The organism is Clostridium sp. Cult2, from assembly GCF_021655075.1.
Lineage (GTDB): Bacteria > Bacillota > Clostridia > Tissierellales > Tepidimicrobiaceae > Schnuerera.
On record NZ_PPXX01000064.1, the window covers coordinates 1 to 7,313 of the forward strand.

Here is a 7,313-nt window from a genome sequence, read left to right on the forward strand (position 1 = left end):
ATCCCTTTTTCCTGCTATGATTACTACTTTGATGTTAATATTTTTAACTCTAGTAATTGCTACACCAATAGGTATATTTACTGGATTTTATCTAGTGGAATATGCCAAAAAAGGCAATAAAATAGTGGAAATCATTAGAATTGCAACTGAAACTCTATCTGGTATCCCATCAATAGTCTATGGATTATTTGGTATGCTGTTCTTTGTTATAAGGCTTAATTTTAAATATTCTCTATTGGCCGGGGCTTTAACGGCTGCAATTATGGTACTACCTCTAATAATCAGAACTACGGAAGAAGCTTTGCTTTCTGTAGACGATTCCCTTAGGGAAGCTAGTTTTGCCCTAGGTGCAGGAAAGCTACGTACTATTTTTAAAATAGTCCTGTCAGTAGCAATGCCAGGAATTTTATCGGGTATTATACTTTCAATAGGTCGTATTGTTGGAGAAACGGCAGCATTGATATTTACTTTAGGAACTGCTACAAAAATTCCAGAAGGACTTTTTTCATCTGGTCGTACTTTGGCCCTTCATATGTATGTACTTTCTACGGAAGGCCTTCATGTGAAAGAATCATATGCAACGGGAGTTGTTTTATTGATCGTGATATTGATTGTAAATGGATTATCTACTTTACTAAGTAATAAATTGACAAAGGGGAATGAAAATGAATAAATTTGTTATAAAGAATATGAATTTATATTACGGTAATTTTCATGCTTTAAAAGGTATAAATATGAATATAAACGAAAACGAAATAACAGCCCTTATAGGACCCTCAGGCTGTGGAAAATCTACTTTATTGAAAAGCCTAAACCGTATGAACGACTTAGTTGAAAAATGTAAAATCCAAGGAGATATCCTCCTGGATGGAGAAGATATATATGCTGAAAATTTTGATGTTAATCTACTGAGAAAAAGGGTAGGTATGGTTTTTCAAAAACCTGATCCTTTCCCAATGAGCATATATGATAATATTGCCTACGGTCCAAGGACCCATGGAATAAAAAATAGATCCAAACTAGATGAAATTGTTGAGAGAAGCCTAAAAGCTGCTGCCATTTGGGATGAAGTAAAGGATGATCTTAAAAAGAATGCCCTTAGGATTTCGGGGGGACAACAGCAAAGACTTTGCATAGCAAGGGCTCTTGCTGTTGAGCCAGAAGTGTTATTAATGGATGAACCTACTTCAGCTCTGGACCCTATTTCTACAGCAAAAATTGAAGATCTAATTCAAGAGTTGAAAAGAAATTATACCATAGTAATAGTAACCCACAATATGCAACAAGCAACTAGGGTCTCCGATAAAACCGCTTTTCTTTTAAATGGTGAGTTAATTGAATTTGGCCAAACAGTTCAACTGTTTTCCGTGCCAAAAAACAAGCGTACAGAAGATTATATAACGGGTAGATTTGGTTAATAAATGGAGAGGATGATAAGTATGATAAGGAATAGATTTGATAGAGAATTAGATTTACTCAATGATGAATTGATAGAAATGGGCAATTTAATTGAAAGTGCTATTAGGGCTGCTATAACAGCCCTAAAAGAGCAAAATGTAGATTTAGCAAGGCAAATAGTAGAAAATGATAAGGAAGTAGATAATATGGAAAGGACTATTGAACAAAGATGTTTAAGATTATTGCTTCAGCAACAACCTGTTGCCAAAGATTTAAGGCTTATTTCAGCTGCTTTGAAGATGATAACGGATATGGAAAGAATAGGAGACCAGGCAGCGGATATTTCAGAAATATCCATTAGACTTGCCAATGAAACCTATCTAAAAGAGCTTATTCATATCCCACAAATGGCTGAAGCTGCAATAATAATGGTTAAAAATAGTATAGACTCCTTTGTTAGAAAAGATATAGAACTTGTTAAGGAAGTAATCTCATATGATGATACAGTAGACCAATTATTTGATATAATAAAAAATGAGCTAGTAGATTTAGTTAGGGAAGATAGGAATTCTAAAGAACAGGTTATCGATTTGTTAATGATAGCCAAATATTTAGAAAGGATAGGTGATCATGCTCAGAATATTGCAGAATGGGTATATTTTGCAATAAAAGGAGAGCATTATACATGGTAGGAGTTGATTGAATGTCTTTAATATATTGTATAGAAGATGATGAAAGTATAAGAGAATTAGTAGTTTATGCCCTTAATAATAATGGATTTGAAGCTACAGGCTTTGAAAATGGTCAAACTTTGTTTGAGAATCCTATTCCTGATTTGATTATTTTAGATATTATGCTTCCAGGTGATGATGGATATGTTATTTTGAAAAAGCTAAAATCCAATATTAAAACGTCAGATATTCCCGTTATAATGCTTACAGCTAAAACTAGCGAATTTGACAAAGTAAAATCCTTAGATATGGGAGCAGACGATTATATTGAAAAGCCCTTTGGTATAATGGAATTAATATCTAGAGTTAAAGCGGTTTTACGCCGTAGTAAAAGGAAAAATAAAACAACAATATTAACCTTTAGAGAAATATCTATTGACTATGAAAAATACTTGGTTACAGTTAATGGTAAAGAAATAGTATTAACCCATAAAGAATTTGAATTACTATATTATTTGTTGAAAAATCAGGAAATAGTTTTATCAAGAAATAAGATAATGAATGAAGTGTGGGGTTTTGATTTTCAAGGAGAAACAAGGACAATAGATGTTCATATTGGAACATTGAGGCTTAAACTTGGAGATGCAGGAAAATATATTCAAACCATTAGGAATGTTGGTTATAAACTGGGGGATTAATTATGGAAAAGAGGATTTATTTTAATCTAGCCATGGTTGCAACTATTACTGCAATCATAACTTCTAGTATTATCGCTTTTCTATTTTATGATTTATATAGTTCCGATATTAATCTAGGATATGTAGATTTTACTTCTAAGATTTTGTCTATTCTTCCCGTTACAGTAGGAGTTTTAGTATTTATTCTAATAGCCCTTTATCTAGTTGCTAATATACTAACTACTAAAATTATAGAGCCTATATCTGTAGCAACTCAAAGCATCGAAAATATCCTCTCTGGAGAAGAAATGGAAGATGTAGAAGTTTATGGCGAATTGAAACCTTTTTTGAAGACCATCCAAATTCAAAAAATAGAAATAGAAGATTATATATTGAAACTAAAAGAAGCAGAAAAATCTAGAAGGGACTTTACTGCTAATGTATCCCATGAGTTAAAAACCCCTCTTACTTCAATAAACGGATTTGCTGAGATGTTATCTACTGGCGAAGTAAATAAAGAAGATACTATTAGATTTGCTAGTATAATCCATAAGGAAGGCACTCGTCTTTTAGATTTAATCGATTCAATTTTAAACTTAACTCGCATTGAAGATGAAACCCAAAATATAATAATGGAATCTATAAATATATCAGATATTGCTAATGAAGTACTTCCCCAATTGAAAATTAGAGCAAATAGTAAAGGATTAACGTTGAACACTATAACTGAAGAAATATTAATTCGCGGAAATAAAAGGATGATTAAGGATTTATTATATAATCTAGTAGATAATGCCATAAAATATAATAAACCCAATGGAAAAATTGACGTATTTCTAGAAGAAAAAAATAATTTCTGTGAAATCAAGGTGAAGGATACTGGAGTAGGAATTCCGGAAGATGAACAGGATAAAGTTTTTGAACGTTTTTACATGGTAGATAAAAGTCGTTCTAAGAAAGTAGGGGGATCCGGTCTTGGATTATCCATTGTAAAGCATATAGTAAAATACCATAATGGTAAAATTTCATTGACTAGTAAAATAGATGAAGGTACAGAAATTGTAATACAACTGCCTATCTAAAAACTCCCCCTGATTAGGGGGAGTTTTTTATTAAATTACTTCTCTTAATACCTCTGCTAATCTTTTAACACCTTCAACTATTCTTTCATCATCCATATTGGAATAGTTCATTCTAAAGGTATTTTCATTACCACCATTAGGGAAGAAAGAACCTCCTGGAACGAAGGCTACATTTTTTTCTAAAGCTTTTACTGCTAATTCCCTTGCGTTTATATGTTCTGGTAATACTACCCAAGTAAATAACCCACCTTCTGGATTAGTGTATTTAATCCCTTCAGGGAATTCTTCATCCATAGTTTTTATCATTAAATCTTTTCTCTTTTTATATACTTTCTTTAATTTGTCAATATGTTTTTCTATATCATATTTTTCTAAAAACTTAGCTACTTCCATTTGGGAGATGGTACTAGATTGTAGGTCTGCTCCTTGTTTAACCATAATAAATTTATTTAGTACTTCTTTATCAGCAGCTACCCAACCTAATCTAAGGCCTGGACAAAATATTTTAGAAAAAGTCCCTAAAAAAATCACCCTTCCTTCTGTATCATAGTGTTTAACAGCAGGAAGTATTTCTCCTTCAAATCGTAATTCTCCATAAGGATTGTCTTCTACTATGGCTACATTATATTCATTTGCTAATTCTACTAGTTTTCTTCTTCTTTCTGAAGACCAAGTCTTTCCTGATGGGTTTTGGAAATCAGGTATAACGTAGATGAACTTGACATTATCATTTTGTTTAAGAGCTTTTTCTAAATCTTCCATTATCATTCCATAATCGTCAGTTTCTACTTCAACAAATTTTGGCTCATATGCTTTAAAAGCATTAATTGCACCTAAATAACTGGGGCTTTCACAGATAATTACATCCCCTGGATTGACAAATATCCTTGCAGCAAAGTCTAAACCTTGTTGAGATCCACTTGTAATCAAGATATTATCTACATTGATTTTAACGTTTACTTTATCCATTCTTTCAACAATTCTTTGTCTTAATGGTTCATATCCTTCTGTAGGGCCGTATTGTAATGCAGCAGTTCCACTTTCTTCTAATACTTCTTTAGCTACTTTTTTCAACTCTTCCACGGGAAACAACTCTGGGGCTGGCAATCCACCTGCAAATGAAATGACTTCTGGTCTTTGCGTTAGCTTAAGTAATTCCCTAATTTCAGAAGCTTTAATATTGTCCATTCTTTTTGCATAATTTAAAGCCATTAAAACACCTCCTAAGATTTATAAACGTTTTTATAAAAACTATAAATTAATTCTACCAATTATAGTTTACTATTAAAAGGATAATTTGTCTAATATTAAAAGCTATTTTCTGGTAAAAATAATCCAGAAAATAGCTTTCTACTCTACTCCTTCTTTTCCCTTATAATGAACTATGCTAATCCATTTGTCATCAACTAAAATCCTTCTTACACGCCTTTCAAAATCTACTCTAGGTATCCATATTTGCCTATTACATCCCAAACATTTTAATTTAATATCCACTCCAGTTCTCATTATTTCCCATTTATTCTCTCCACAGGGATGAGGTTTCTTTAAGGTCACAATATCACCAAGTTCATATTTCAATATCAAATAAATCCCTCCTAAGACCTATTGTCATACATTACCATTTTAGGATATGGTATTTGAATGTTTCCCTTATCAAAGGCTTCCTTAATGTTTTTTCTAAGAGCCCTTTCCACACTCCACTGGTCCATAGGCTTAGTTTTAGCTACTATGGTTAGGCCAATTCCATACCCTGCCAAATCCGTTACCCCTAATATGGTAGGACCTTCTACAATGCTTTCATTAGATTCTTTTAATCTATTGCAAACTTCATCTAATACTTTTATTGCTCTATCTATATCCTCTTCATAAGCTATGCTAACTTTTACAAGGGCTCGCATAGCTCCTCTAGTTTTATTAGTTACTATTTTTATATTACCGTTAGGTATAATATGAAGCTCACCAGAAAAATCTCTCAATTTGGTTACCCTTACCCCTAGCTCCTCAACTATCCCTTCATAACTATCTATTTTAACATAATCTCCTATAGAAAACTGATCTTCAAATAGAATAAAAAAGCCTGTTATTACATCCCTTACAAGGGACTGCGCACCAAATCCTATAGCTAAGCCACCTATCCCAGCGGTAGCTAAAATTGAATTAGTATTTATATTAAACATATCCAGTATTATAACTGTACCGATGAAGTATAAAACATATTTCATAATATTTTTTAGAACAGCGGTTAGGGTATTAATCTTTTTTTCATCAACGGAAAATATCCTTCTTTTTCTGCTTTCTACAGTTTTATCTATAACAATATAGGATACTTTAATCAGTATTCTTATTGCAATAAATACTATAATTATCTTTAACCCTTTGCCCAGTATGTTTAAATTTCCATCTTTATTTTTTAAAAATTGATTTGCAAAATTTAATACCCTATTCATAGATACCTCCATTGTTAGTTTAACTTTTCAGCTTTATAACCTTCATCATTTTTAATAAGTTTGAATATACCTTCTATATCAAGTTGATTTTCCTGTATTATATCCTTTACTAAATCCAGATCCTTTAAATCAAATCTAATAGCTAATCCACAGCTATGAGTTATTTCTCTTGGAGTTGGTATAGTTCTATATTCGATGTCCTTATCTTTAAATACTAAATCTCCTTTTATTGCATAATGGGTGGATTTAAAAGTAATAATCCCATACTGTCTATATTTCATTATAACATACTCTCCTATCCTAGGATTATTGTATTCATTGGATTTTTCAATTTTTCATAAATTGTATACATATTTGATATTTCCCCTACTTGAAGTTTATCCTTTATTTCAAAATAATCTAAACAGGTTCCGCAGGATATGATTTCTACTCCTTCAGCTTCTAACTTCTTTAAATCCTTTATTACTTCTGAACCTTCACAGGTTAGATGAACTCCTCCATTATAAAATATCAATGTAGAAGGAAAGGGAGTTGCTTCAGTTAAAGTATATATGAAAGATTTTATTAGGATTTTTCCTAATTCCTCTGAGCCTTCACCCATAGTATTAGATGAAAAAGCTATAGTCATATCCTTAAATGTATCTGGTATACACACATTAGCTCCTTCTGAAACTTCACCTTTAGTTATGTGTATATAATATTCATTATCACTTTTTTTATCGACTTTGTATTCATAACCTGAACTTTTTGCAAGTTTTGAAACATTTTCCTTTGCCACTTCATTATCAACAATTGTAGTTATTATACCTTCCTTTATATTATCCAACTCTTTTTTTGTCATAATAACTGGCTTAGGACAAGCTTGTCCTCTTGCATCTACTTCAATATTCATTATTAAAACCTCCTAATTAATATTTATAAATATATTATACTACTCTTTAGCTAAGTCCAACTATGAGTATTCTTTATAAGATAATAAACTGTTATAAAATTTATCTATAGCTAAAATATAGCTAAAATAAATGACAATTAAAAAGT

10 protein-coding genes are annotated in these 7,313 nt (G+C 31.5%); 5 read left to right on the forward strand and 5 right to left on the reverse strand.

The window, feature by feature from the left end:
- The 5 genes from pstA to C3E90_RS07315 form a co-directional block, all read left to right on the forward strand.
- Window positions 1-673, forward strand: a 673-nt coding sequence (gene pstA, locus C3E90_RS07295; RefSeq protein WP_236915001.1) for a phosphate ABC transporter permease PstA, incomplete at its 5' end; no start/stop codon positions are given.
- A complete protein-coding gene (gene pstB / locus C3E90_RS07300; protein ID WP_336513019.1) occupies window positions 666-1,418 on the forward strand; it encodes a phosphate ABC transporter ATP-binding protein PstB in 753 nt (250 codons plus the stop codon). The genes pstA and pstB, both read left to right, overlap by 8 nt.
- A gap of 21 nt (window positions 1,419-1,439) precedes the next feature.
- Window positions 1,440-2,090, forward strand: a complete 651-nt coding sequence (phoU, locus tag C3E90_RS07305) for a phosphate signaling complex protein PhoU (protein WP_272879088.1) — start codon at window positions 1,440-1,442, stop codon at window positions 2,088-2,090.
- 11 nt (window positions 2,091-2,101) lie between these two features.
- Window positions 2,102-2,767, forward strand: coding sequence for a response regulator transcription factor (locus C3E90_RS07310; protein WP_236915003.1), 666 nt, complete (start codon window positions 2,102-2,104; stop codon window positions 2,765-2,767).
- 2 nt (window positions 2,768-2,769) lie between these two features.
- Window positions 2,770-3,828: a sensor histidine kinase gene (locus C3E90_RS07315; RefSeq protein ID WP_236915004.1), complete on the forward strand. Its 1,059-nt coding sequence runs from the start codon at window positions 2,770-2,772 to the stop codon at window positions 3,826-3,828.
- 30 nt (window positions 3,829-3,858) lie between these two features.
- Here C3E90_RS07315 and C3E90_RS07320 read toward each other — a convergent pair whose 3' ends face one another.
- The 5 genes from C3E90_RS07320 to yedF form a co-directional block, all read right to left on the reverse strand.
- Window positions 3,859-5,040, reverse strand: coding sequence for an aminotransferase-like domain-containing protein (locus tag C3E90_RS07320; protein WP_236915005.1), 1,182 nt, complete (start codon window positions 5,038-5,040; stop codon window positions 3,859-3,861).
- 138 nt (window positions 5,041-5,178) lie between these two features.
- On the reverse strand, window positions 5,179-5,409 hold the full coding sequence (locus C3E90_RS07325) for a DUF951 domain-containing protein (RefSeq protein ID WP_442870570.1): 231 nt from the start codon (window positions 5,407-5,409) through the stop codon (window positions 5,179-5,181).
- Between the two features lie 14 nt (window positions 5,410-5,423).
- Window positions 5,424-6,275, reverse strand: a complete 852-nt coding sequence (locus C3E90_RS07330) for a mechanosensitive ion channel family protein (RefSeq protein WP_236915007.1) — start codon at window positions 6,273-6,275, stop codon at window positions 5,424-5,426.
- A gap of 14 nt (window positions 6,276-6,289) precedes the next feature.
- Window positions 6,290-6,556: a DUF3343 domain-containing protein gene (locus tag C3E90_RS07335; RefSeq protein ID WP_236915008.1), complete on the reverse strand. Its 267-nt coding sequence runs from the start codon at window positions 6,554-6,556 to the stop codon at window positions 6,290-6,292.
- 14 nt (window positions 6,557-6,570) lie between these two features.
- On the reverse strand, window positions 6,571-7,167 hold the full coding sequence (gene yedF, locus C3E90_RS07340) for a sulfurtransferase-like selenium metabolism protein YedF (RefSeq protein WP_236915009.1): 597 nt from the start codon (window positions 7,165-7,167) through the stop codon (window positions 6,571-6,573).
- Window positions 7,168-7,313 lie beyond the last annotated feature (146 nt).

Coding starts and splice junctions, on each gene's coding strand:
- C3E90_RS07330 (WP_236915007.1), bottom strand. CDS start 6,275: ATGAATAGGGTATTAAATTTTGCAAATCAATTTTTAAAAAATAAAGAT.
- yedF (WP_236915009.1), bottom strand. CDS start 7,167: ATGAATATTGAAGTAGATGCAAGAGGACAAGCTTGTCCTAAGCCAGTT.
- C3E90_RS07320 (WP_236915005.1), bottom strand. CDS start 5,040: ATGGCTTTAAATTATGCAAAAAGAATGGACAATATTAAAGCTTCTGAA.
- C3E90_RS07310 (WP_236915003.1), top strand. CDS start 2,102: ATGTCTTTAATATATTGTATAGAAGATGATGAAAGTATAAGAGAATTA.
- C3E90_RS07315 (WP_236915004.1), top strand. CDS start 2,770: ATGGAAAAGAGGATTTATTTTAATCTAGCCATGGTTGCAACTATTACT.
- C3E90_RS07335 (WP_236915008.1), bottom strand. CDS start 6,556: ATGAAATATAGACAGTATGGGATTATTACTTTTAAATCCACCCATTAT.
- pstB (WP_336513019.1), top strand. CDS start 666: ATGAATAAATTTGTTATAAAGAATATGAATTTATATTACGGTAATTTT.
- phoU (WP_272879088.1), top strand. CDS start 1,440: ATGATAAGGAATAGATTTGATAGAGAATTAGATTTACTCAATGATGAA.